Genomic DNA, 24,332 nt, shown 5'->3' with positions numbered 1-24,332 from the left:
AACGGAAGGAATCACCATGTTCAAGAAGAACCCGACCTCCGTGCGCCTGACCCTGCGCGCCCTGGGCTACCTGCTGAGCTACCCCGATGCGCAGCTGCGCAGCGTGATGCCACAGCTCATCGATGCGCTGCAGGCCGAGCAGGCCCTGACGGCCGATCGCATGGATGAGCTGAAGGCTGTGTGCGAGCACCTGGCTGCACTCGACCCGCTGGAAGCCGAAGCCCGCTACGTGGACAACTTTGACCGGGGCCGCCAGACCTCGCTGCACCTGTTCGAGCATGTGCACGGCGACTCGCGCGACCGGGGGCCGGCGCTCATCGACCTGCTGCAGACCTACGAAAAGGCCGGCCTGCAGTTCCAGGCCGACGAGCTGCCCGACCACCTGCCGGTGGTGCTGGAGTTTGCCTCCACCCAGCCCCCCGAAGTGGCCAAGGAGTTCCTGGGCGAGATGGCCCACATCCTGAACGCGCTGTTCAGCGCACTGGTGGCGCGAAGCAGCCCTTACGCCAGCGTGATCGCTGCGGTGCTTGAAGTGTCGGGCCAGCGCGTGCAGTCGGTGGCGCTGACGCCCGAGCCGCCCATGGACGAGGTCTGGGCTGAGCCCGAAGCGTTTGGTGGCTGCAGTACCCAGGGTCAGTCCAAGCCTGACCAGCCGCAGCCTCTGCATTTTGTTCGTACCCCCCGCGCCGAGCGGGCACCAGAAGGAGTCTCAGTATGACCACCTGGCTTGACACCCTGTTGTTTGGCATCTATCCCTATATTTGCCTGACCGTTTTCTTCGTTGGCAGCTGGGTGCGGTTTGACCGCGACCAGTACACCTGGAAGAGCGACTCATCCCAACTGCTGCGCACCGGCAGCCTGCGCTGGGGCAGCAACCTGTTCCACATCGGCGTGCTGTTCCTGTTCTTTGGCCACACCGTGGGCATGCTCACACCGCACTTTCTGTATGAGCATTTCATGAGTGCAGGTGCGAAGCAGCTCATGGCCATGGTGTCGGGTGGCATAGCGGGTACGCTGGGCTTCATCGGCCTGTCCATCCTGCTGCACCGCCGCCTGTCGGATGAGCGCATCCGCGCCACCTCCAAGACCAGCGACATCCTGATCCTGGTGCTGCTGTGGCTGCAACTGGCACTGGGCCTGGCCACCATTCCGCTGTCGGCACAGCATCTGGACGGCTCCATGATGATGAAGCTGGCCGAGTGGGGCCAACGCGTGGTGACCTTCCGCAGCGGGGGGGTGGAGCTGCTGGCCGAAGCGGGCTGGATCTTCAAGGCCCATATGTTTTTGGGCATGAGCATCTTCCTGATCTTCCCGTTCACCCGCCTGGTGCATGTGTGGAGCGGCTTTGGCACGCTGGCTTATGTGCTGCGCCCTTACCAGGTGGTGCGTGCGCGCCGCTTGAACCTGCCACCCGGCCACATGCAGTCGCAAGACCGCCGCGCCTGAAATCACCAGACCCAAGGAGCACACCATGAGCGGATGTGGAACCGGGAGTTGCGGTTGCAGCTCCACAGAAAAAAGCGCTGCGAGCGCACCTGCCAGCACGCTGACTCCAGCGCAGACAGCAGCCTACGAAGCCCTGTCAGCAACGATGACCGAGGCTCCGGCGCTGGTGGTGGCGTTGCCGACTGAAACGGACAGCGCGCAGGCCGTGCTGGCCTGTATCAACGGCGTGGCCCTGAACGGATCCCATGAGCGGCTGGACGACGAAGCCCTGCGTCAGCGCGCCTGCACTGAGCTGCTGCGCCAGGCGGCCCAGCAGGGTGGCCTGTTGTCTCAGGACGATGTGCCGGGGGTCGAGGGCGCGATCAGTGCCGCCGCCTCGAACGCCATCGAGCAGCTTCTGGAGCGTGAGTTGCCCATCCCCGATCCGTCGGAAGAGGCCTGCCGCCGCTACCACGACGCTCACCCTGCGGCACACGCGCAGGGCGAGCGGGCGCAACTGCGCCATGTGCTGTTTGCTGTGACGCCGGGCGTGGATGTGAAGCAGCTGCGACTGCGTGCCGAGGCCCTGCTGATTGAGCTGCGCTGCGCCGACGATGGCGGCGCGCAATTTGCCAAGGCGGCCGCCCAGTGGTCTAACTGCCCGAGCGGCCAGCAGGGCGGTGACCTGGGCTGGCTGACCCGCGCTGATTGCGCCCCCGAGTTCGCTCGCGAGGTGTTTGGCGGCGCCGAGATCGGGGTGCTGGCCCGCCTGGTGCACAGCCGCTTTGGCCTGCATGTGGTGGAGGTGGTGGCCCGCGACCCAGGGCAACAGCCCGCCTTCGAAGAAGTGCGCCAGGCCATTGCGCTCACTCTGCGCCAGCAGGCCTGGGTGAATGCACTGCGCCAATACCTGCAGCTGCTGGCAGGCGCGGCCGTGGTGGAGGGGGTGGACCTGGACGCCGCAGAATCCCCCCTGGTTCAGTGATCTGACAAGCGCACCCACGCATTGCCGCCCCGCCCCATGCCCGACGAACTGCTGGATCGCCTGCGCCGTTTTCACAACGATGCATTTCCTCAATACCGCGAACAGTTTCAATCGTTGGTGGACGAGGGGCAGCACCCCACAACCCTGTTCATTGGCTGCTCTGACTCGCGCTTGGTGCCTTACCTGCTGACGGGGGCGGGCCCGGGTGAGCTGTTTCTGGTGCGCAATGTCGGTGCGTTCATCCCGCCCTACGACGGATCACACGGCCATCACGGCACCACGGCAGCCATCGAATTTGCGGTGCTCAACCTGCAGGTGCGCCGCATCGTGGTGTGCGGCCACAGTCACTGTGGGGCTATCAAGGCGATGTATGGTGACGTGTCGCCCGAGGCCCCCAACCTGAATCGCTGGCTGGACCTGGGGCGTGAGGCCCTGCTGCCCATGCAGCCTGGTCCAGAAGTGCTGCGCCGCACCGAGCAGCGCGCAGTGGTGCTGCAGCTCGAACGCCTCATGGAATACCCCATGGTGCGCAGCCGCGTGCAGTCAGGCCAGATCAGCCTGCACGGCTGGCACTATGTGATCGAGGAAGGAGAAGTCCATGTGTTTGATGTCAAGACCGGTGGTTTTGTACCGGCCTCGCGCGCAGACAACAGCGGAACCGGCCCTTACCACCCCTACGTGGAGCATGATGGTCAGGTTCTTCTGGACGAACTTTGACCTTGTCCTGCATTCTGGCGGCCTCTGTGGTTGGAATGCGTTCTTCTTGATGGAACGCAAGACCGCTCTGGCGTGAAAACCAAATCATCGGCCCCCATGAAACGCGAACCCCAGCCCCCCCTCATTTCCACTTCGCCATTGCAGCCCATCAGCCTGGATGTGCTGCGCGAGAAGTACCTCAAACCGGGCGAAACCACGGCCGACGAGCTGTACCAGCGCGTTGCGCGAGCCCTTGCCTCGGTCGAGTTGCCGGAGTTGCGCGACAAGTACGAATCCCTGTTCCTGGCCAACCTGAAAGCGGGTGCCATTGGCGCGGGCCGCATCATGAGTGCTGCAGGCACCGACATCCAGGCGACGCTCATCAACTGTTTCGTACAGCCTGTGGGCGATTGCATCCAAGGGGTGGACGACGAGGGCTTTCCGGGCATCTACGAGGCGCTGCGCGAGGCCGCAGAGACCATGCGGCGCGGCGGCGGCGTGGGCTATGACTTTTCCCGCATCCGGCCCAAGGGTGCGCAGGTCAAGGCCACAGCCTCTATGGCGTCGGGGCCTTGCAGTTACATGAATGTGTTCGATCAGTCGTGCTCCACCGTGGAGAGCGCGGGAGCGCGTCGGGGCGCGCAGATGGGCGTGCTGCGCATTGATCATCCCGATGTGCATGAGTTCATCACGGCCAAGCGCACGCCGGGCCGCTGGAACAACTTCAATGTGTCGGTGGGCGTATCGGACGAGTTCATCCATGCCGTGCAGAACAACGCGCAATGGGAGCTGGTGCACAAGGCCAAACCAGGCGCTGCGTTGCTGGCCCAGGGCGCTCGCCAGCGTGCCGACGGTCTGTGGGTGTACGCCACCGTTCCAGCGAGGGAGCTGTGGGACACGATCATGAAGTCAGCCTACGATTTCGCTGAGCCCGGCATCCTGTTTCTGGGGCGCATCAACGAAGACAACAACCTGCACTACTGCGAAGACATCGCGGCCACCAACCCCTGCGGTGAACAGCCGCTGCCATCCTATGGGTGTTGCGACCTCGGCCCCATCATCCTGACCCGCTTTGTTCGTCACCCCTTCGGTTTTGACGGCGTGGCTGCGTTTGATTTTGACGCCTTCACGAAGGCGGTGGCGCTGCAGGTGCGTGCACTCGACAACGTGCTGGACGTCACCTACTGGCCACTGCCGCAGCAGCGCGACGAGGCCATGGCCAAGCGGCGCATTGGTGTGGGCTTTACCGGCATGGGCAATACGTTGGCCATGCTGTGCGTGCGCTACGACCTGCCCGAGGGCCGCAACATGGCCGCACGCATTGCCGAGTGCATGCGCGATGCGGCCTACGCCGCGTCGGTGGATCTGGCGCGCGAGAAAGGGGTGTTCCCCAAATTCCAGGCGGAGCCGTATCTGTCGGAGGGCACCTTTGCCAGCCGCTTGTCCGACTCGCTCCAGGCTGCGATCCGCCAGCATGGCATTCGCAACAGCCATTTGCTTTCCATTGCACCGACCGGCACCGTGAGCCTGGCGTTTGCAGACAATGCCTCCAACGGCATCGAGCCACCGTTCTCCTGGATGTACAAGCGCAAGAAGCGCGAATCCGATGGCAGCACCTCAGAGTACGCGGTCGAAGACCATGCCTGGCGTCTTTACCGGGATCTGGGTGGCGATGTGAATGCTCTGCCAGAGTATTTTGTCTCTGCCCTGGCCATGCCCGCTGAAGGCCATATCGCCATGATGGAGGCCGTGCAGCCCTTTGTGGACACCGCCATTTCCAAGACGGTGAACATCCCCGCCGACTACCCTTACGAGGGCTTCAAGGACCTGTATCTGCAGGCCTGGCGTGCCAAGCTCAAGGGCCTGGCGACCTACCGGCCCAATGCCATCCTGGGGTCCGTGTTGGAGACCCATGCAGCACCCGCGCCCGTTGTCGCACCGTTGCCGACGCCAGTGCCACCCGTGCCGCCAGTGGACCCCATGCGCACCGTGATCGAAAGCCGCCCGCAAGGTGGTCTCTCGGCGGTGGCCGAAAAGCTCGAATACTGGACGCAGGAAGGCCACAAGACGCTGTACCTGATCGTTTCCTTCCTGCCTGTGCCAACCGGGGTGGGCAACGGTACGGTGGACCGGGCCATCGAGTTCTTCATGCCCGTGGGCCAGAGTGGTGAGTCGCAACAGTGGATCACGTCCAGCATGCGCATGCTGTCCCTGGCGGCACGCGGCGGCTTCCTGGAGCGTGCGCTCAGCGACATGCGCAAGGTGGCCTGGGACCGGGGCCCCGTGCGCCTGGGCACGCACCGCAAGGACGATGGCACGCTGGTGCCCATGTGGCACGACTCCGAAGTGGCCGCCATGGCCTATGCCATCCAGAACATCCTGGCCCGTCGCGTGGCCGACCCGGTGCAGCAGCAATTGCCACTCGATGAGCCCGTGCCACTCCCCTTGGCAGTGCCGCAGGCCATGGCGGGCAAGAAGTGCAGCGAATGTGGCGCCCACGCCGTGATCCGCAAGGATGGCTGCGACTACTGCACGCAGTGCGGGCATCTGGGAAGCTGTGGGTGACCACCTCGCGCCCCAGCATTCCGTTGCGCGTGGCATCTGGCAAGCCCTCTGCCGAGGTGCTTGCACAGATGGATAAACACTGGCGCTGGCGCTATGTGATGCTGGCGCCCCACCGTCTGGGGTTTTTGCTGGCGATGGTGGTGTTGGTGGCCTCGGGGATGTGGTGGGCGTTGGTGCAGGTGGATCGGTCCACCCAGTGGTGGGGGTTGCCCTCAGCGCTGCCTCCGACGCTGGTGCACTCGGCGGTGATGGCGTTCGGTTTTATCCCGCTGTTCTTTTCGGGCTTTCTCTTCACTGCGGGCCCCAAGTGGCTGGGCGTGGAGCCTCTGCCCGTCAATGCCCTGCGTTTTCCCTTGCTCGCCCAGGCGGCGGGATGGTTGCTATGGTTGGCGGGCGCATATTGGCATGTCTACCTTGCGTTGGCCGGGCTTGCGTTGGCCTGTGGCGGGCTGGTGTGGATGACGGTTCAGTTTTGGGGCCGTGTTTGGCTGAGCCAGGCGCAAGATCAACTTCATGCGCGCGTGATTGCGGGCGCCTGCCTGCTCGGCAGCATCAGCGTGGCGGGGCTGTGGCTTGGCCTGGTGCTGGGCGCCCCTGCCGCGGCAAGGGCCTGGGTGTTCACGGGCCTGTGGGGGTTTGTGGTCGTGGTGTACGTCACGGTGGCACACCGCATGATTCCATTTTTTACTTCCAGCGCCATGCCCATGGTGCAGGCTTGGCGGCCTTTCTGGGTACTGTGGCTCATGCTGGCGGCAGCGCTGCTGCAGGTGCTGGCCGTGTGGCTCGAATGGGCCGGGGTATCCGCAAGTACAGCTGGCCCCGCCTGGGGGCTGTTGCATGGCATGCTGCAGTTGGTCGTGGGGGGCATTCTGGTCTGGCTGGCTTGCGTGTGGGGGTTGGTGCAGAGCCTCAAGAACAAGTTGCTGGCCATGCTGCACATCGGGTTTTTGTGGCTGGGCGTGGCCTTCTTGCTGGGTGGCGTATCGCAGTGGCTGGCATGGGGGCTGGGTGTTGGTGGCCTGGGCCTGGGTGCGCTGCATGCGCTCACCATGGGGTGCCTGGCGTCGTTGATGTTGGCCATGGTCACGCGGGTGTCTTGTGGGCACAGCGGGCGTGCACTGGTGGCCGACCGTCTGGCCTGGTCGTTGTTTTGGCTGCTGCAGGCAGCCACGGTGCTGCGCATTGCTGCAGCGGCACCCGGTGTTCCCGGTTTTGTGTCGCTCTGGCTTTTGCCGTTGGCTGCAGTGCTTTGGGCTGGCACGATGGGGGCCTGGGGTGTGCGCCTGGGCCGTTGGTATGGCTGCCTGCGGGCCGATGGTCGGCCGGGCTGAGCCCTTTCAAGGATTGTTTGTCATGGCAGTCATCCCCTGGCCTTTGAATCCCGCGTCCAAGTCGCTCCCCGCTGCCGTCCGCCCTTCGGTGGTCGACGATGTGGCGGGCATGGCGGCTGCGTTGATACAGTCGCGCCAGACCATATTGCCCAAGCGCCTCGGATCGCCCGGGCCCAACGCAGCTGAGCTGGCCCAGATTCTCGGTGCTGCGGCCCATGCACCGGACCACGGCCAACTGGTGCCCTGGCGTTTTGTCCTGGTGCCAGAGGCTTCGCGCGCCCCACTGGCGGACGTGTTTGCCCAGGCCTTGCTGGAGCGCGACCCCGCCGCCACATCCGAGCAGGCCGAACAGGCGCGCGAAAAGGCGTACCGCTCCCCGCTGTTGTTGCTGGCGGTGGTGGATGCAGAGCGGGGTGACCCCGATATTGATCTGGCCGAGCGCACTGTCTCAGCCGGTTGCGCTGTGCAGAACATGCTGCTCATGGCCACGGCGCAGGGGTATGGTTCGGCGCTGACCAGCGGCAAGGCGCTCAAGGCCGCCAGCTTGCGCTCGTTGTTCCAGTTGGCGACATCCGAGCAGGCGCTGTGTTTCATCAGCATTGGCACCGTACAGTCGCGCAAGGCCGTGCGGGCGCGGCCTTTGACCAACACCTATGTCAGCACGCTGGATGTGGACCGGGGCGTGGTGCCCGGGTTCTGAACAGCCCTTTTTTATTGCGAGATTTTTTCATGGACATTTCCAGTTTCGACGATCTGCTGCAAGCTGCACGGATGCAACCTGAACCCCAGCGCCTGTTGTTTGTGTTTGCCGCCGTTGAATTGCCCGATGACGCTACCCCTGGGCAGCGCGCGCGCTTTGAGGCCGGGCAGGGCGGAGCCCTGGTGCCGTTGATGTGTGTGGACAAGACGCCGCAAGAACTGCTGTCGTTCGCCGCCTTGGTGGAAGAGGCGCGCCAGTTCACGGCCCCCGGTCACGACTGGGCCATGGTGTTTGCAGCGGCTCTGTCGGGCACGTTGAACAAGGCCCCCAGCAGCGCTGATGCGGAGGCGCCTTTGCAGCGCATGGTGGATGCGATCAAGGGGGGCGCCCATGGTGCATACATTCCGTTCGACCGCCAGGGCCAGCCCGTGCGGTTTGGGTGAGGACGGGGTCGTGACTGCGTCCCCTGTTCCCGTTCCTGTGTCTTCATCTGCCAGCAGCGCCTCGGCCCGGCACATACCGGGCTTCAGCGCGCCTGCGGTGGGGTTTGAGCAGCCTTTTGCCATGCTGGAGGCCTGCCACGAACGCGTGCAACGCACGCTGGGTTTGCTGGCCCGGTTGCGGGCCCATGTGCAGGCGCGGGGCGCGGACGATGAGGCCCGCCAAGCCGCGCGGGATGTGCTGCGTTATTTCGACATGGCGGCGCCGCTGCACCACGAGGATGAAGAGCTGCATGTGTTCCCGCTGCTGCTGGAGCAGGCCACGCCCGAGGTGAAGGCGCTCGTGTTGCGGTTGCAGTACGACCATGTTGCCATGGCGGCCGACTGGGCTGAGGCCCGTGGGGGCCTGTTGGCACTGGTGGACGCTGGCGCCCAGGGCTTCAAGCCCCAGGACGAGGTCGCTCTGGACCGGTTTGCCACACGTTACGACGCCCACATTGCAGCGGAAGAGGGTGCTGCCTACCCGGCTGCTGCGGCCCTGCTGGCCCCGGACTCCCTGACCGCCATGGGCAGGGAGATGGCTGCGCGCCGAGGGGGCTGAGAATGCTATTGAAATAAGAGCTGCTACCGCATGGAGGGCATGCGCTATACGCATATTTGGCGTTAAATCGCCGGGGTGAACAGCATCGCTGTGCGCGACGTCGTGCCGATGTTGCCCGCTGGCGATGTCAGACATGCCGCCTGGGCAATACTTGTTGCGCAGGAAGACGCGATGGGCACGCGATACTTGGCGGGCCGACCCGATTTGTCCGTTGGTCGTTTTGTATGCGCCCCCTCTTCATTCTCCGTACCGTCGCCACGCTGGCTTTGGCGTGGGCGGCTGCTGCCGTTTGCGTAGCCCTGAACACTCCCTTGCCCTGGATGATCGGCCCGCTGCTGGTCACCTCTGTTGCGTCGATGGCTGGCGGGCCCACGGAAAGCTGGGGCCCGTTGCGCAATGCGGGGCAGTGGACCATTGGGGCGGCGCTGGGCCTGTATTTCACGCCGCAGGTGGTGGCGCTGATTGGCGGCCTGTGGTGGGCCATTGCGCTGGGCATCGTCTGGGCGCTGTTTCTGGGCTGGCTGTTCGGCGCCTGGCTGTACCGCGTGCATGCACCGCGCATGCATGGCGTACCCGCACCCATGCTGCGCGCCACCAGCTACTTTGCGGGCGCGATTGGCGCGGCGTCGGAGATGACGCTGCTGTCCGAGCGCGAGAACGCCCGCACAGACCTGGTGGCGGCCAGCCACAGCCTGCGCCTGCTGATCGTCACCGTGACGATTCCGTTTGCGCTGCAGTGGAGTGGCCTGCATGGCCTGGACATCCTGCCGCCCATGCTGCGGGTGGTGAGCTGGCCCGGGTTGGTACTGCTGGCATTGTTCACTGGCGCTGGGGCGCTGGTCATGGAGCGTCTGGGCCGCGCCAACCCGTGGTTCATGGGGGCCATGCTGGTGTCCATGGGGCTCACCATGGCAGGGTTGAGCCTGTCCGCCGTGCCCCAGGGCATGGTCAATGCCGCGCAACTGGTGATTGGGGTGAGCCTGGGCGTGCGGTTTCGCGCAGAGTTTTTGCATACAGCGCCACGCTGGCTGGCGACGGTGGCCGTGGGCACGCTGGGACTGATGGGGGTCTGCGCCTTGTTCGCCGCGGCACTGGCCTGGGCCACCGGGCTTCCCTGGGTGACCCTGCTACTGGGCACCTCGCCGGGCGGCATTACCGAAATGGCCATCACAGCCAAGGTCCTGCAACTGGGGGTCCCGGTGGTCACCGCGTTCCAGGTGTGCCGTCTGATTGCGGTGCTGATGCTGGTGGACCCGCTGTACCGGCGGATCTATCCGCCGAGGTCAGCGCAGGGCACCGAAGGCTGAACCACCGCCGCAGGCGGATGGCCCCGCGATGGGTCAATGCACAACGACGGGGTTCTGCGCCAGGCCCGCGTAGCGATCCAGAGCGTCTTCTACCTCTTCCTGCGTGGGCGTATCGCGTTGCCAGGCCAGGATCTGTTCCTGGAACATCTCGGCCCAGGAGCCGTCGAGGTACACCTCTTTGCCTGAGCGTTTGTCCACGATCTCAAAGCCGTGGCGTGCGAGCTGGGGAATGGCGGGGGCGGTGTCGTTGAGCACCTGGGCGCTCTTTTTCTCCACGGCGTCGGGCAGCATGTGGACTACCACGAAAGATTCTGAGTCGTAGAGCATGTGCATCGTGTTCCCCTTGTCGATATAGATGTCAGATGACAGCGGGTTCGCAGAGTTCAAGTGGCAGGGGGTTTGCCCCGGGCTTTTGTCCCCTGCTGCGTTGCAGTATTTCACGAATTTCAGAGTGCGCCGGCCTCGTGGGTCTTTTTTGCCCGGTTGGCGTTCCTGCGCAACACCCCCGGAGGACGGGGTGGACTCAGGGCGCGCTGCTACTGCGCAGCCGCAAGTCGGCAAAGTCGCCATTGGCCTGGGTGAGCTTGATGCGCACGGGCAGGTAGCCCAGCGCAGGGGCCACCCACAGTTCGGCCTTCTGGTCGTAGTCCTTGCGGGGCAGACGTTGAAGCTTGAGGGCAGGGGTGGGGCCTACGGGCAGGTCCAGCGTTTCGGAGCCTTCGACCGTGAAGGTCCAGCGGTCGGCGCTGCGGGCGCTCACCGTGGTCAGGGTGACCTGAGTGCCAAGCGCAAAGCGGTCCGGGTCGGCGGCCAGCATCGCCCCCAGCTGGATGAAGATGCTCAGGCGGTCTTGTGTGCCAGGCCCCATGGGGGCATCGGGTGTGTTGGCGCTGAAGGTCACACGCCCTTTGGCGTAGTCGAAGTGTGCGGCCTGCTCGCTGCGGGCGCGGTCGGAAAACCGCTCGGGCAATAGGCCCTGCGGCGCGATCTGGCCCGTGCTGGACTGCGTGCGCGAGCCCACCAGAAAAGCGCTGACCTCCTGCCGCGCCTCATAGCGGTTGCCATCGTGCTGCCACAGCAGTTCGGCCCGTGCGCTGTAGGCGAACTTTTTGGCTTGCCCGCTGACCTCGAAAGCCAGCCGTGTGGGCGCCGGGATGCGCACGGGCGGCGGCACGGTGCTGGGGCTGCGGCCTGTGCCGCCAGGGGGGGTGATGTCCACCCCTGCGCCGGTCGGGTTGTCCCCGGCAGGCGGTAGTGGTGGCGCTGTCTCTGAGGACGCAGGTGCGGCGGGCGGCGTGGCAAGGGGGGTATCGACGCCAGCGGTCTCTGGTGAAGCGTTGGCCACGGCCAAATTGGCCTCTGTATCGGTGGCCGCTTCGGCAGGCGTTTTGAGCGAGTCCAAGGGTTGGGGCGCCCCCTGGTTGGGTGGGGCAGGGAGCGGCTTCGGGGCGGGGGGGCTTTTGCGCACCGTGGGCTTGGGGGGCGCGGTCGGGGGGGGCGGTGCATTGGGGGTCACCGCCGCTGCCGCAGAAGGCGCAGGCGCTGCGGCAATGCTGCGTGTGCTGAATACGCGCCCCGTGGGCTGGGCCGGGCTGTCCCAGGCCAGTGGCACCCCACTCAATACCAGCCAGTGCAGTGCCAGTACCAGGGCCGTGATGAAAACCAGCGCGCGGCGGGGCATGGCGTGTGGCGGCGCCTCGGGTCAGGCGCTGCCAGCGCCCAGGTCGCGTGACAGCTGGGCCGCCGCCGCACGCAGCGGGGCGTCGATAGCGCCGCCCCATTCGGGGTCGAACGTGGCGATGGACCCCAGCGTGGTGATGCCCAGCTCCAGGTGTCCGTCCGAGTCGAACACCGGGGCGCAAAACGCCACGATGCCGGGCAGCAGGGTATCCACCACACGGGCCACGCCGCGCTCCCGCACTTCGGCCAGCAGGGTGTTCACTTCGCCCATGGTGGTGGGCAGGTCGGTACGGCGCATCTTGGCAGCGCGGGCCAGTTCCTCCTTGAGCAGTGGTGTCATCACATCGGGTGCCATGTGCGCGGCAAAGCAGCGGCCCGTGGCGGATGACAGCAGGGGCATCACGTCGCCCAGTCGCAGGTTGGCGGTCACGGCCTGGGGTGATTCCTCCCAGTGCACGATCGTGGGGCCGTGGTTGCCCCACACGGCCAGCGCCAGCGTGTGGCCCACGGCCTCCATCCACTCGGGCATGCGCTCGCGGGCCAGGCGCACCGCATCCAGCCGGGCCAGCGACGCCAGCCCCAGCTTGAGGGCGGCGGGCCCCAGGTCGTAGCGCGCGTTGCGCGGGTCCTGCGTGACCAGGCCCAAGCGCTGAAAGCTCACCAGATACCGGTGTGCCTTGGCTGCGCTCATGCCTGCGGCGGCAGCCACATCCTTGAGCATCAGGGGGCCGCGCGAGCGGGTCAACCCGTCCAGCAAGGCAAATCCGACTTCCACGGACTGGATTCCTGCACGTTCTTTGTCCATGTGCACTAAAATTCGGGAGTTTTGTTTAGTTAAATCAATTTACCAAAGCGTAATTAACGCTGAGGCTGCCTCTTCAAGCTGCCCATTTCAACCCCTTGAGACAAAGGTTCTGCCACCATGAAACTTGCTACCTACAAAGACGGCTCGCGCGACGGCCAACTGGTTGTCGTCTCCCGCGACCTGGGCACGGCCCATTATGCGACCGGCATTGCCAGCAAGCTGCAGCAGGTGCTGGACGACTGGGGCTTCCTGTCGCCCCAGCTGCAGGACCTGTACGACCAGCTCAACAGCGGCCGTGCGCGCCACGCCTTCCCGTTCGACCCGGCCCAGTGCATGGCCCCGCTGCCCCGCGCTTATCAGTGGGCCGACGGCTCTGCCTACATCAACCACGTTGAACTGGTGCGAAAAGCGCGCAACTCCGAGGTGCCCGAGAGTTTTTACACCGACCCGCTGATGTATCAGGGCGGCAGCGACGACTTCATAGGCCCTTGCGACGACGTCGTGGTGCCCAGCGAAGCCATGGGCATCGACTTTGAGGCCGAGATCGCCGTGGTGACGGGCGATGTGAAGATGGGCACCAACGCCGACCAGGCGCTGGACGGCATCCGCCTGGTGATGATTGCCAACGACGTGAGCCTGCGCAACCTGATCCCCGCCGAGCTGGCCAAGGGTTTTGGCTTCTTCCAGGCCAAGCCCGCCACCGCCTTCGGCCCCGTGGCCGTGACGCTGGACGAGCTGGGCGGCGCCTGGGACCACGGCCGCGTGAACCTCACCGTGCAATCCACCTGGAACGGCCGCAAGGTCGGCATGTGCGACGCGGGCCCCGAGATGACCTTCCACTTCGGCCAGCTGATTGCCCACGTGGCCAAGACGCGCAACCTGCGCGCAGGCTCCATCATCGGCAGCGGCACGGTCAGCAACAAGGGCGTGACCGACGCCAACGGCCGCACCGAATGGCCCAAGGGCTACAGCTGCATTGCCGAAAAGCGCTGCATCGAAACGATCCAGGACGGCAAGCCCAGCACCGAGTTCATGAAGTTTGGCGACACCATCCGCATTGAGGTCAAGGGCAAGGACGGCGCCAGCATCTTCGGAGCCATCGACCAGGCCATCGCCTCCTCGGTCGACGCTTGAACGGCTGCTAATTTGGGCGAAATATGGCTGTAGCGCTTTATGTATAAGCGCTAGCAGCTATTGAAATAATAGTGATCATCTTGGGCAACCCCCATGCGGTGCTGAACCTTGCTGCCGGCCCAGTCCTTGCCTTGGGTGGTGCCCTACCCGGCCGGTGGGGGTACTGAGGTGCAGGCGCGCACCGTGGCCGAAGCCATGCGCTAAACGCTGGGGCGAGATCATCAAGACCGCCGGCGTAAAGCTGGATGGGTGGGCATCAGCGCCGGGTGGTGCAGGCCTCGGCGGTCCTGGGCGGGGCGGCTCCAGGGTTATCACCCGCGCGACCAGTCTCGCGCGCAGGAGCGTCGCACAATGCATCCCGCAACAGCGCATGCGCTGGCCTCCTCAGAAAGATTCCCATGCTCAATTTCGACTTTCACAACCCCACCCACATCGCCTTCGGGCAGGGGCGTATCGCCGACCTGGCCAAGCTGGTGCCCGCCGCCGCCAAGGTGCTGATCCTGGTGGGTGGCGCCAGTGCCGAGAAGACCGGCACCCTGGCCGAGGTGCGCGCCGCGCTGGGCGAGCGCCAGCACGCCACCTTCAATGGCATCGAGCCCAACCCCAGCTACGAAACCTCGATGAAGGCAGTGGCGCAGATCCGCGAAGGCGGGTTTGACTTTCTGCTGGCGGTGGGCGGTGGTTCGGTGATCGACGCGGTCAAGTTCATCGCAGCGGCCGTGAACTTTGACGGTGAGCCTTGGGACATTCTGGAAAAACACGGCCGCAACATCACGGGCGCGCTGCCGTTTGGCACCGTGCTCACGCTGCCTGCCACGGGTTCGGAGATGAACAACGGCGGCGTCATTACCCACCGCGGCAAGGGGGCCAAGCTGGCCTTTGGCAGCGTGCACACCTACCCGGTGTTCTCGGTGCTCGACCCCACCAAGACCTACACCTTGCCACCCCAGCAGCTGGCCAACGGCGTGGTCGATGCGTTTGTGCACACGGTAGAGCAGTACCTGACTTACCCGGTCAACGCGCCGGTGCAAGACCGTTTTGCCGAAGGCATTTTGCAGACGCTGATCGAGATCGGCCCGCGCCTCTTGACTGCCCCCGAGCCCGTGTATGACGACCGTGCCAACCTCATGTGGGCCGCCACCATGGCGCTCAATGGCCTGATCGGCGCGGGTGTGCCGCAGGACTGGGCCACGCACATGATCGGCCACGAGCTGACGGCGCTGCATGGCATCGACCACGCGCGCACGCTGGCCATCGTGCTGCCTGCGCTGCTCAACGAGCGCCGCGTGCCCAAGCGCGCCAAGCTGCTGCAGTACGGCGAGCGGGTCTGGGGCATCACCACCGGCACCGACGACGAGCGCATCACCGCCGCCATCGAACGCACGCGCGACTTCTTTGAAAGCATGGGCATCGCTACGCGCCTGTCGGGCTATGGCCTGGGCGCAGAGGTGGTGAATACCGTGGTGGCGCAGCTCGAAGCGCACGGCATGGTGACGCTGGGCGAGCAGCGCGAGATCACGCCCGTCGTGAGCCGCCGCATCCTCGAAGCCGCGCTGTAACCCGTCGCGGGCGGGAAGGGCGGAGAGGGCGGAGAGGGCGGAGAGGGCGGGCGTGTCTCGCCCCTCCGGCTCGACCCCCCAGCGCTGCGTTTCGCGCCGTGCAGCCGCGTTTCGTCGCAGAGTGCTGGAGTCTGCCACCTGCGCTGCCTACAGTGCCGTCAAGCCGCCTCCCTGGGCGGCATTTGACGAAAGGCGCACCGTGACCCTCATCCTCCTCCTGGCCCTCCGCTCCGCATGGCGCAAGGCGCGCGCACCGCTGCTGGCGGCTCTTGTGACACTGCTGGCCTGGGCTACCCCCGCATCGGCGCAGTACGCGGGCCTGCGCACCCTGGTCGTCCCCGGCGCAGAGCCCGTGACCGTGGCGCTGTTCTACCCCACCCCTGCCGTGGCCCGCACGGTGCCCATGGGCCCCTGGCGGCCCGTGGTGACACCGGGTGCTCCGGTGGCTGCAGCGCCCCTCAAAGGCCTGGTCCTCATCTCGCACGGCACGGGCGGCCATGAACTGGGCCACCACAACCTGGCCACGCGCCTGGCGGCCGACGGCTATCTGGTGGCGGCGCTGCGCCACCCGGGCGACAACTGGGAAGACCGCTCGATGATCACCTCGGGCCGCTACTTCAGCGAGCGCCCCCGCCAGGTGAGCCGCGTGCTCGATGCGCTGCTGGCCAGCCCCGAGTGGGGCCCCCGAATTCCCGCCGGGCGCATCGGCGCCGTGGGGCACTCGGCAGGCGGCTACACCGTGCTGGCACTGGCCGGCGCACAGGCCGAACCTACCCGTGCGGCACAGCACTGCCGCAGCGTGTCGGACGACCCCGGCTTCTGCAGCCTGGGCCAGCTCCCCGCTGGTGGCCAGGCCGCGCAGGCTCCCCAGAAGGCCCTTGCCGCCGCCGCCCCTGCACCCGCTGCCTCAGTGCCCACACAGGCCGGTGCTGCCGCGCTCGACGGCCCGCGGGTCTCGGTGGCAGACCCCCGCATCCGCGCCGTGGTGGCCATGGCGCCCATGGCGGTGGTGTTCACCCCCGAGAGCCTGAAGGCCATCAGCGTGCCGGTGCGGCTGATGGTGGCCGAGCGCGATGCCGTGCTCACGGGCAAGTACCACGGCGGCTATGTCGCCGCGAACCTGCCGTCTGCCCCGGCGAGCACCGTGCCGGGTGCGGGCCATTTCGCCTTCATGGCCCAGTCTGTCTGGCCGCTGGCGTCTGACGCCGGGGACGCTGCCGCCAACCCGGAGGGCTTTGACCGGGTGGCCTACCACCCCACGCTGGAGAACGAGGTCGCTGAGTTTCTGGCGCGACAGTGGCGCTGAACGGCGGAAATGCGAAAGGGCTGAAATACTGACCTGCAGGTGGGGTCCGCACCGCACGAGAGGTTCTGGTCTGTAAGCCAATGCCGCCAACCTGCGCACAACGAGGGACAGCGGGCCCGATGACTGATAGGGTGGTCGCTTCTGTTTTTCTGACCTGCGAAAGCGACCCCCATGGCCCACATCCTGATGGTTCTCACGTCCCACGACCAACTGGGCGACACCGGCAAAAAAACCGGTTTTTGGCTCGAAGAATTTGCCGCTCCGTACTACGTTTTCAAAGACGCGGGGGCTGACATCACACTGGCATCTCCCCAGGGCGGCCAGCCGCCGCTCGACCCTAAAAGCGATGACCCCGATGCGCAGACCGACGCCACGCGCCGGTTCAAGGGGGATGCCGATGCGCAACAACAATTGGCCCACACCGTGCGGTTGTCGGGCGTGAGCGTGGATGACTTTGATGCGGTCTTCTATCCCGGCGGCCACGGCCCCCTGTGGGACCTGGCCGAAGACGCGGCATCCATCGCGCTCATCGAAAAAACGTTTGCCGCTGGCAAGCCGCTGGCGCTGGTGTGCCACGCGCCCGGTGTGTTGCGCCACACCAAGGCGCCCGATGGCGCGCCGTTGGTCAAAGGCAAAAAAGTTACCGGGTTCACCAACTCTGAAGAAGAGGCCGTGCAGCTCACCAAGGTCGTGCCTTTTCTGGTGGAAGACATGCTCAAGGCCAACGGGGGTGCGTATTCCAAAGGGGCCGACTGGGCGCCTTATGTGCTGACCGACGGTACGCTGATCACCGGGCAAAACCCCGCGTCCTCCGAGCAAGGGGCGCACGCACTGCTCAAGCAATTGGGGTGAGCCACACCAGGGCGTCGCCTCATTGCGGTGGCCCTGGGCTGGCGGCCCGTGGTGTGTCATCCGGCTTCAAGCCAAAATGGCCGCTGGTGCTTGGTGGATAAGCACTGGCAGCTATCAAAATTGATTCAATGCGGGTGGGACGTGGCCGCCGGTCCCCGGGCAGGCCCTGCGCCCCCATCAATACGGCAGGATGCCTGGCAACAGCGGGCGGTCCAGCCGCTGGCGCCACCACTTGAGCGCCTCGCCCATGTGCTCGGGCCGCCAGGCCAGCCAGAAGGTTTCGTCCGGGCGCGGCTCTTGCACTTGCAGTTCCACCAGAATCCCGGTCTCCAGCTCCACGCGCACGCAGGCACGCGGCACAAAGCCGTGCCCCAGGCCCGCCGCTTGCGCGGCAATCTTGGCCTGCATCGACGGCACGGTGATGCGCCTTTGGCCTGACAACAAACCCACCGTGCGGTCATTCAGCAGCCGTGCGCCGTCCCCCACCACGACGGCGGTGTGGTCGAGCAGATCTGCGCGTGTCAGTGGCCGCTGCAACTGGGCGAGCGGGTGCGTGGCGGTCACGCAGAACGCGAACGCCAAGGTGCCTACCGCCACGGCCTTGTAGCCGCCGCCTGCCGGGCCCTCGCCAGCCGCCACCACAATGTCGGCGCGGGCCTCGCGCAACGCCTCCCACGTGCCGGTGAGCGCCTCGCTGGTGATGCGCAGGCGCGTGCCGCAGTTCAGGTCTTCAAACGCGCAAATGTCGGGGTTGAACGCGCTGGTGGGGATGAGCGAGTCGTGCATCAACCGCAACTCCGACTCGAACCCCGTGGCGATCTGCCGCATGCGCGATTCAAGCTGCCCCGCTGCAGCCAGCAGCCAGCGGCCTTCTTTGACCATTTCGTGCCCGGCCGGTGTGAGCGTCACGCGCGGGCCGTTGCGTGTGAACAGGGCCAGGCCCAGCTGTTCCTCCAGCTTGCTCACCGCATACGAGATGGTCGACGGCACCTTGTGCAGCCGCTCCGACGCTCCCGCGAAAGAGCCGTGGCGGGCAATGGCGTCAATGGTTTCGATGGCTTCGAGCGTGAGTTTCAACATCGGGCGTTTCCTTGATCTGGATCATCGAAATTATCGATGATGAATGGTGAAACCTTTCAACCTGATGGCGGTCAAGGCGCGAGATACTTTCTTCACCGCAGCACTGAAGCCTTTACGAATAAGGCAGATGGTTTCAAAGACCGCAGTGTGAACTCCATCGACGAAGAAAGGACATCCACCATGATCGAAATCCGCAAAGCCCAACACCGTGGCAACGCCAACCACGGCTGGCTGCACTCACGCCACACCTTCTCGTTTGGCCATTACCGTGACCTGAACCAGCAAGGTTTCTCGGACCTGCTGGTCATCAACGACGACCGCGTGGCTCCGTCCAAGGGCTTCGGAAAGCATGCGCACCGCGACATGGAAATCTTCTCGTACGTGCTGGAAGGCGCGCTGGAGCACAAGGATTCGATGGGCACCGGATCGGTGATTCGCCCCGGCGACGTGCAGATGATGAGCGCCGGCACCGGCGTGGAGCACAGCGAGTTCAACCACTCGGCCGACGAACCTGTGCACTTCCTGCAGATCTGGATCGTGCCCGGCGAGGTCGGTGCAGAACCTCGCTACCAGCAGGTGCACTTCACCGAGGCCGAAAAGCGCGGCCAGCTGCGCCAGATCATTTCGCCGGATGGCACAGACGGATCGCTGGCGGTGCACCAGGACGCCCGGGTCTATGCCGGCCTGTTCGACGGCAGCGAATCTGCCGAACTGGACGTGGGCCCGGGCCGCAACGTGTATGTGCATCTGGCCCGTGGCAGCGTCGAAGTCAACGGCGAGCGGCTGGACGAAGGCGATGGCGCCCGCATCCGCGATGCCGGAGCGCTGCGTTTTGCCAACGGCCAGGGCGCTGAGGTGCTGGTGTTTGACTTGCGTCCCAACGAGCTGCCCGCCATGCCGCGCTGAAGTGCTGGTGCGCCTGCGGCCCGGGGGAGTCCCGGGCCCGGCCTTTCTTTTGCTTTTTTTCCTTTTCTTCTTCTTCTTCTTCTTCTGCTTTTTTCGGAGCCCGCCATGTCTGCCAACAAAACCAATACCCCCATCGCTCGCCCCGTCGCCACCGCCACGCCCGGTGCCTCACTGCTGAGCCCGCACGACCACACGCTGGTGATGATCGACTTCCAGTCGCAGATGGCGTTTGCCACGCACTCCATTGACGCGATCACGCTGCGGTCCAACGCCGGCCTGGTGGCCAGCACGGCGGCGGGCTTCGGCGTGCCCACCATCCTGACCACCGTGGCCGAGAAGAGCTTCAGCGGCCCCATGTTTGACGAAGTCACAGCACCGTTCCCGGGCCAGGCGCTGCTGGACCGCACGTCCATGAACACCTGGGAAGACGAGGCCGTGATTGCCAAGGTCAATGAGATCGGCAAGCCGCGCATCGTGCTGGCGGGCCTGTGGACCAGCGTGTGCATCGTCGGCCCCGCGCTGTCGGCGCTGGACCAGGGCTTTGAGGTGTACGTGATTGCCGACGCCAGCGGCGACATCTCGGCAGAAGCGCACAACCGCGCGATGGAGCGCATGGTGCAAGCGGGCGCACGCCCCATCACGGCGTTGCAATATCTGCTGGAGCTGCAGCGCGACTGGGCGCGGGGCGAGACGTACGACATGACGACGGGCATCGCCAAGAAGTTCGGCGGCGGCTATGGCCTGGGCATCACCTACGCCAAGGCCATGTTCAACGCCCACGAAGCCTAAAAAAGGGCGCATCAGCCTACTGCGCGGCCGAATCCCGCACCTGCGGTTCTCGCCGTACGCTTGTACGGCTGCGGTCCTCGATGCAGGCTAGGGCCGCTCGCTACGGCCACTGCACCCTTTTTGCGCTCTGCCATTGCTGAAATTCTCTGAGCCCCAAGACATGAACCTACCCGCCCCAACCCCCGACCTCATCTTGCGCAACGGCCGCTTCACCACACTGGACCGCGCCAACCCCACGGCCAGTGCGGTCGCCATCGCGCAGGGGCGCTTCACCCACGTGGGCGAAGACCGCGAGGTGATGGCGCTGGCCGGTGCGGGCACGCGGGTCATCGACCTGGGCGGTCGCAGTGTGCTGCCGGGGCTCATCGACAACCACCTGCACATCATTCGCGGCGGGCTCAACTTCAATCTGGAGTTGCGCTGGGACGGGGTCAAGAGCCTGGCCGACGCCATGGGCATGCTCAAGCGGCAAGTGGCCATCACGCCCGCGCCGCAGTGGGTGCGTGTGGTGGGCGGGTTCACCGAGCACCAGTTCGCTGAAAAGCGATTGCCCACGATTGCCGAGCTGAATGCCGTGGCGCCCGACACGCCGGTGTTCATCCTGCATCTGTACGACCGCGCACTGCTCAACGGCGCCGCGCTGCGTGCCGTGGGCTACGGCCGCGACACGCCTGCGCCGCCCGGCGGCGAGATCGTGCGCGACAGTGTGGGCAACCCCACCGGCTTGCTGCTGGCCAAGCCTAACGCGTCCATCCTGTACGCCACGCTGGCCAAGGGCCCCAAGCTGCCGCACGCCTACCAGGTCAATTCCACACGCCACTTCATGCGCGAACTCAACCGCCTGGGCGTGACGGGCGCCATCGACGCGGGCGGTGGCTTTCAGAGCTACCCCGACGACTACCAGGTGATCCAGGAGCTGGCCGATGCCGACCAGCTCACCATCCGCCTGGCCTACAACCTGTTCACGCAAAAGCCCCAGCAGGAAAAAGAAGACTTTTTGAACTGGACGGCCACGTCGCAATACAAGCAGGGTACCGACTACTTTCGCCACAACGGCGCGGGCGAGATGCTGGTGTTTTCGGCGGCCGACTTTGAAGACTTTCGCCAGCCGCGCCCCGACCTGGTGCCCGAGATGGAAGACGACCTGGAAGGTGTGGTGCGCATCCTGGCGCAGAACCGCTGGCCCTGGCGCATGCACGCCACGTACGACGAAACCATCGACCGCGCACTGGATGTGTTTGAAAAGGTGAACCAGGACACGCCACTGGCGGGCCTGAACTGGTTCTTCGACCATGCCGAAACCATCTCCGAAAAATCCATCGACCGCATCGCGGCTTTGGGCGGCGGCGTGGCCGTGCAGCACCGCATGGCCTACCAGGGCGAATACTTTATCGAGCGCTACGGAGCGGGCGCGGCCGAGGCCACGCCACCCGTCAAGCGCATGCTGGAAAAGGGTGTGAACGTGTCGGCTGGCACCGACGCCACCCGCGTGGCCAGCTACAACCCGTGGGTGTCGCTGTCGTGGCTCATCACCGGCAAAACGGTGGGCGGCCTGCAGATCACGCCGCAGCGCAACTGCCTCAGCCGCGACGCCGCGCTGCGCATGTGGACCGAGAACGTCACCTGGTTCAGCAACGAAGAGGGCAAGAAAGGCCGCATTCAGGCGGGCCAGCTGGCCGACCTGATCGTGCCCGACCGCGACTTCTTCGCCTGCCCCGAGTCCGACATTGCCGACTCCACCGCACTGCTCACGGTGGTGGGCGGCAAGGTGGTCTACGGCGTGGGCGACTTTGCGGCGCTGGACGATGCGGCACCGCCGCCTGCCATGCCCGACTGGTCGCCCGTGCGCACCTTTCGGGGCTATGGCAACTGGGGCGAGTACGAAGGTGCGCCGCTGCAAGTCGTGATGCGCCGTGCCGCCGCCGCCTGCGCCTGCGCCAACGACTGCAACGTGCACGGCCACCAGCACGCCACGGCGTGGAGCAGCAAGCTGCCGATTGCCGACCTCAAGAGCTTTTGGGGCGCGCTGGGCTGCGCGTGCTGGGCGGTATGACGATGGACACGCTGCGTTCTGCCGCCACGGCCCCTTTGGTGCAGACGCTGGCGCTGCTGTGCCTGTGCGCTGCCTACCTGCAAAGTGGCGTGAGCAAGGCGTGCGACTTTGCCGGGGCGGTGGCCGAAATGCGCTCGCTGGGCCTGGTGCCCGCAGCGCCCATGGCGGCGGCCACGCTGGTGCTGCAGCTTGGCGCGTCGGCGCTGATCGTGTCCGGCTGGTACCGCTGGCTGGGCGCGTTGGCGCTGGCGGGATTCACCGTGCTCGCAGCTTTGCTGGCCGATCGTTTCTGGTCCGCGCCGCCCGGCGAGCGGCAGCGGGTGACCCACACATTTTTTGAACACTGGGGCCTTGCGGGCGGCTTTCTGCTCGTGGCCTGGTACGACCTTGGAGGCGCTGATGCCTGATCAACAACACCCCAACTCGGCTGCGGCCACGCCCGCAGCGTCGGGCAGCTTCGCGCCGTTGGCGATTCCCGTCTTTGCCGTGCTGTGGGCCGCTACGGTGCTGGGCAACATTGGCAGCTTCATGCGCGATGTTGCCAGCGCGTGGATGGTCACCGAGCTGTCGTCCAGCCCCACCGCCGTGGCGCTGATCCAGACTGCGGCCACGCTGCCGGTATTTCTGCTGGCGATTCCTGCCGGGGTGCTGTCCGACATCCTCGACCGCCGTCGCTTTCTGATCGGCGTGCAGGTGCTGCTGGCGGCCGTCAGCGGCACGCTGCTGGTGCTGGCGCAGACCCATGCGCTCACCGTGGAATGGCTGGTGGCGCTGACCTTTGTGGGCGGCATTGGCGCCGCGCTGATGGGCCCTACCTGGCAATCCATCGTGCCCGAGCTGGTGCCGCGCAGCGAGCTTAAAAGCGCCGTGGCCCTGAACTCGCTGGGCATCAACATCGCCCGCGCGGTGGGCCCGGCGGCGGGCGGGCTGCTGCTGGCCAGCTTTGGCGCGGCGGCGGCCTATGGGCTCGACGTGTTGAGCTATGCGTTTGTGATTGCCGCCCTGGTGTGGTGGAAGCGACCCAAGACTCCATCCAACGGGCTCAACGAGCAGTTCTTCGGCGCCTTCCGCGCGGGCGTGCGCTATGCCCGTGCCAGCCGCGAGCTGCATGTGGTGCTGCTGCGCGCCGCGGTGTTCTTTCTGTTCGCCAGTTCGGTGTGGGCACTGCTGCCGCTGGTGGCGCGGCGCATGCTGGGTGGCACGGCAGGCTTTTACGGTGTGATGCTGGGTGCCGTGGGGGCGGGTGCCATTGTGGGAGCGCTGCTGCTGCCGCGCCTGCGCAAGCGCCTGGACACCGACGGGCTGGTGCTGCTGGCGTCGCTGCTATCGGCCGGGGTGATGGCGGTGCTGGCGACAGCGCCGCCCCAGTGGGTGGCGGTGGCGCTCATGCTGGTGCTGGGCACCGGCTGGATCGTTGCGCTGACCACGCTCAACGGCGTGGCCCAGGCGGTGCTGCCCAACTGGGTGCGCGGGCGGGGGCTGGCGATTTACCTCATGGTGTTCAACGGCGCCATGGCGGCAGGCAGCCTGGGCTGGGGCCTGATGGCGGGGCAGGCGGGCCTGCCCGTGACCTTGCTGCTGGGCGCGGCGGGCCTGGTGGTGGTGGCGTTCATTTTTCACCGCGTCAAGCTGCCCACGGGCGAGGCGGATCTGCAACCGTCCAACCACTGGCCCGAGCCGCTGCTGGCAGAGCCCATCGCGCACGACCGGGGCCCGGTGATGGTGCAGATCGAGTACCGCATCGCCCAACCCGACCTGCCCGCGTTTTTGCAGGCCATGCAACACCTCGCCGCCGAACGCCGCCGCGATGGCGCCTATGCCTGGGGCGTGGCCGAGCACGCGGGCGAGCCGGGCCGGGTGATCGAGTGGTTTCTGGTCGAGTCGTGGGCAGAGCACCTGCGCCAGCATGGCCGCGTGTCCAAAGCCGACGCCGATCTGCAGGCGCAGGCCCTGCGGTTCCACACCGGGCCAGAGCGGCCGGTGGTGCACCACTTTCTGGCGCTCAGTGCCGAGGGCGTTGGCGCGAACGCCGACACTGCGGCGGCCCATGCACACGGATGATTGCGGACAGATTCAGGGCCAAAATGGCCTCTGGTGCTGGATGGTGAAGCGCTGGTA

At 65.9% G+C, this 24,332-nt stretch carries 23 protein-coding genes; 19 read left to right on the top strand and 4 right to left on the bottom strand.

The window, feature by feature from the left end; translation table 11 throughout:
* Window positions 1–16: 16 nt before the first annotated feature.
* From narJ to CLU85_RS21125, 10 genes are all read left to right on the top strand, one after another.
* Window positions 17–718, top strand: a complete 702-nt coding sequence (gene narJ, locus CLU85_RS21170; protein WP_100412009.1) for a nitrate reductase molybdenum cofactor assembly chaperone — start codon at window positions 17–19, stop codon at window positions 716–718.
* Complete coding sequence (gene narI, locus CLU85_RS21165; protein ID WP_100412008.1) at window positions 715–1,446, top strand: respiratory nitrate reductase subunit gamma; 732 nt, start codon at window positions 715–717, stop codon at window positions 1,444–1,446. The genes narJ and narI overlap by 4 nt, the downstream gene beginning before the upstream one ends.
* Window positions 1,447–1,471: 25 nt before the next feature.
* Window positions 1,472–2,410, top strand: a complete 939-nt coding sequence (locus CLU85_RS21160) for a peptidylprolyl isomerase (RefSeq protein ID WP_100412007.1) — start codon at window positions 1,472–1,474, stop codon at window positions 2,408–2,410.
* A gap of 36 nt (window positions 2,411–2,446) precedes the next feature.
* A complete protein-coding gene (locus CLU85_RS21155) occupies window positions 2,447–3,127 on the top strand; it encodes a carbonic anhydrase (RefSeq protein WP_100412006.1) in 681 nt (226 codons plus the stop codon).
* Between the two features lie 96 nt (window positions 3,128–3,223).
* Window positions 3,224–5,671 (top strand): adenosylcobalamin-dependent ribonucleoside-diphosphate reductase, encoded by a 2,448-nt coding sequence (locus CLU85_RS21150; protein WP_100412686.1) that lies wholly within the window; start codon window positions 3,224–3,226, stop codon window positions 5,669–5,671.
* Window positions 5,668–7,002 (top strand): NnrS family protein, encoded by a 1,335-nt coding sequence (locus CLU85_RS21145; RefSeq protein WP_232727891.1) that lies wholly within the window; start codon window positions 5,668–5,670, stop codon window positions 7,000–7,002. The genes CLU85_RS21150 and CLU85_RS21145 overlap by 4 nt, the downstream gene beginning before the upstream one ends.
* 22 nt (window positions 7,003–7,024) lie before the next feature.
* Window positions 7,025–7,702 (top strand): nitroreductase, encoded by a 678-nt coding sequence (locus CLU85_RS21140; protein ID WP_100412685.1) that lies wholly within the window; start codon window positions 7,025–7,027, stop codon window positions 7,700–7,702.
* Between the two features lie 29 nt (window positions 7,703–7,731).
* Complete coding sequence (locus tag CLU85_RS21135; RefSeq protein WP_100412004.1) at window positions 7,732–8,145, top strand: ribonucleotide reductase subunit alpha; 414 nt, start codon at window positions 7,732–7,734, stop codon at window positions 8,143–8,145.
* Window positions 8,146–8,266: 121 nt separating this feature from the next.
* The gene (locus CLU85_RS21130; RefSeq protein WP_232727963.1) at window positions 8,267–8,743 is read left to right on the top strand and encodes a hemerythrin domain-containing protein; all 477 of its coding nucleotides are present in this window, start codon (window positions 8,267–8,269) and stop codon (window positions 8,741–8,743) included.
* A gap of 224 nt (window positions 8,744–8,967) precedes the next feature.
* Complete coding sequence (locus CLU85_RS21125; protein ID WP_100412002.1) at window positions 8,968–10,050, top strand: AbrB family transcriptional regulator; 1,083 nt, start codon at window positions 8,968–8,970, stop codon at window positions 10,048–10,050.
* Window positions 10,051–10,083: 33 nt separating this feature from the next.
* On the opposite strand, the gene CLU85_RS21120 is transcribed toward CLU85_RS21125, so the two are convergent.
* The 3 genes from CLU85_RS21120 to CLU85_RS21110 all read right to left on the bottom strand — a co-directional run bounded on the left by CLU85_RS21120 (window position 10,084) and on the right by CLU85_RS21110 (window position 12,535).
* Window positions 10,084–10,383, bottom strand: coding sequence for a DUF3567 domain-containing protein (locus tag CLU85_RS21120; protein WP_100412684.1), 300 nt, complete (start codon window positions 10,381–10,383; stop codon window positions 10,084–10,086).
* A 190-nt stretch (window positions 10,384–10,573) separates the two neighbouring features.
* Window positions 10,574–11,731 carry a DUF3108 domain-containing protein gene (locus CLU85_RS21115; protein WP_100412001.1) on the bottom strand — a complete coding sequence of 386 codons (1,158 nt, stop codon included), beginning with the start codon at window positions 11,729–11,731 and terminating at the stop codon, window positions 10,574–10,576.
* 21 nt (window positions 11,732–11,752) lie between these two features.
* A complete protein-coding gene (locus CLU85_RS21110) occupies window positions 11,753–12,535 on the bottom strand; it encodes an IclR family transcriptional regulator (protein ID WP_100412000.1) in 783 nt (260 codons plus the stop codon).
* Between the two features lie 117 nt (window positions 12,536–12,652).
* On the opposite strand from CLU85_RS21110, the gene CLU85_RS21105 reads away from it, so the two are divergent.
* The 4 genes from CLU85_RS21105 (at window position 12,653) to CLU85_RS21090 (ending at window position 17,386) form a co-directional block, all read left to right on the top strand.
* Window positions 12,653–13,669 carry a fumarylacetoacetate hydrolase family protein gene (locus tag CLU85_RS21105; RefSeq protein ID WP_100411999.1) on the top strand — a complete coding sequence of 339 codons (1,017 nt, stop codon included), beginning with the start codon at window positions 12,653–12,655 and terminating at the stop codon, window positions 13,667–13,669.
* Between the two features lie 398 nt (window positions 13,670–14,067).
* On the top strand, window positions 14,068–15,228 hold the full coding sequence (locus tag CLU85_RS21100) for an iron-containing alcohol dehydrogenase (RefSeq protein ID WP_100411998.1): 1,161 nt from the start codon (window positions 14,068–14,070) through the stop codon (window positions 15,226–15,228).
* 199 nt (window positions 15,229–15,427) lie between these two features.
* Entirely contained in the window at window positions 15,428–16,534 is a 1,107-nt protein-coding gene (locus CLU85_RS21095) for a serine aminopeptidase domain-containing protein (RefSeq protein WP_232727890.1), read from the top strand.
* Between the two features lie 171 nt (window positions 16,535–16,705).
* Window positions 16,706–17,386 (top strand): type 1 glutamine amidotransferase domain-containing protein, encoded by a 681-nt coding sequence (locus tag CLU85_RS21090; protein WP_100411997.1) that lies wholly within the window; start codon window positions 16,706–16,708, stop codon window positions 17,384–17,386.
* A 177-nt stretch (window positions 17,387–17,563) separates the two neighbouring features.
* On the opposite strand, the gene CLU85_RS21085 is transcribed toward CLU85_RS21090, so the two are convergent.
* Window positions 17,564–18,466, bottom strand: coding sequence for a LysR family transcriptional regulator (locus CLU85_RS21085; protein WP_100411996.1), 903 nt, complete (start codon window positions 18,464–18,466; stop codon window positions 17,564–17,566).
* 180 nt (window positions 18,467–18,646) lie between these two features.
* Here CLU85_RS21085 and CLU85_RS21080 point away from each other — a divergent pair, with 180 nt between their 5' ends.
* The 5 genes from CLU85_RS21080 to CLU85_RS21060 all read left to right on the top strand — a co-directional run bounded on the left by CLU85_RS21080 (window position 18,647) and on the right by CLU85_RS21060 (window position 24,275).
* A complete protein-coding gene (locus CLU85_RS21080) occupies window positions 18,647–19,372 on the top strand; it encodes a pirin family protein (protein ID WP_100411995.1) in 726 nt (241 codons plus the stop codon).
* A gap of 105 nt (window positions 19,373–19,477) precedes the next feature.
* A complete protein-coding gene (locus tag CLU85_RS21075; RefSeq protein WP_100411994.1) occupies window positions 19,478–20,161 on the top strand; it encodes a hydrolase in 684 nt (227 codons plus the stop codon).
* A 160-nt stretch (window positions 20,162–20,321) separates the two neighbouring features.
* Window positions 20,322–22,214: an amidohydrolase gene (locus CLU85_RS21070; RefSeq protein ID WP_100411993.1), complete on the top strand. Its 1,893-nt coding sequence runs from the start codon at window positions 20,322–20,324 to the stop codon at window positions 22,212–22,214.
* A gap of 2 nt (window positions 22,215–22,216) precedes the next feature.
* Window positions 22,217–22,621: a DoxX family protein gene (locus CLU85_RS21065; RefSeq protein WP_100412682.1), complete on the top strand. Its 405-nt coding sequence runs from the start codon at window positions 22,217–22,219 to the stop codon at window positions 22,619–22,621.
* Window positions 22,614–24,275: an MFS transporter gene (locus tag CLU85_RS21060; protein WP_100411992.1), complete on the top strand. Its 1,662-nt coding sequence runs from the start codon at window positions 22,614–22,616 to the stop codon at window positions 24,273–24,275. The genes CLU85_RS21065 and CLU85_RS21060 overlap by 8 nt, the downstream gene beginning before the upstream one ends.
* The last annotated feature ends 57 nt before the right edge of the window (window positions 24,276–24,332 follow it).

It is taken from the genome of Acidovorax sp. 69, from assembly GCF_002797445.1.
In the GTDB taxonomy this organism is placed as follows: domain Bacteria; phylum Pseudomonadota; class Gammaproteobacteria; order Burkholderiales; family Burkholderiaceae_C; genus Acidovorax.
Note: the sequence above shows the minus strand (reverse complement) of the source record. Positions and strands in the feature narration are given on the sequence as shown.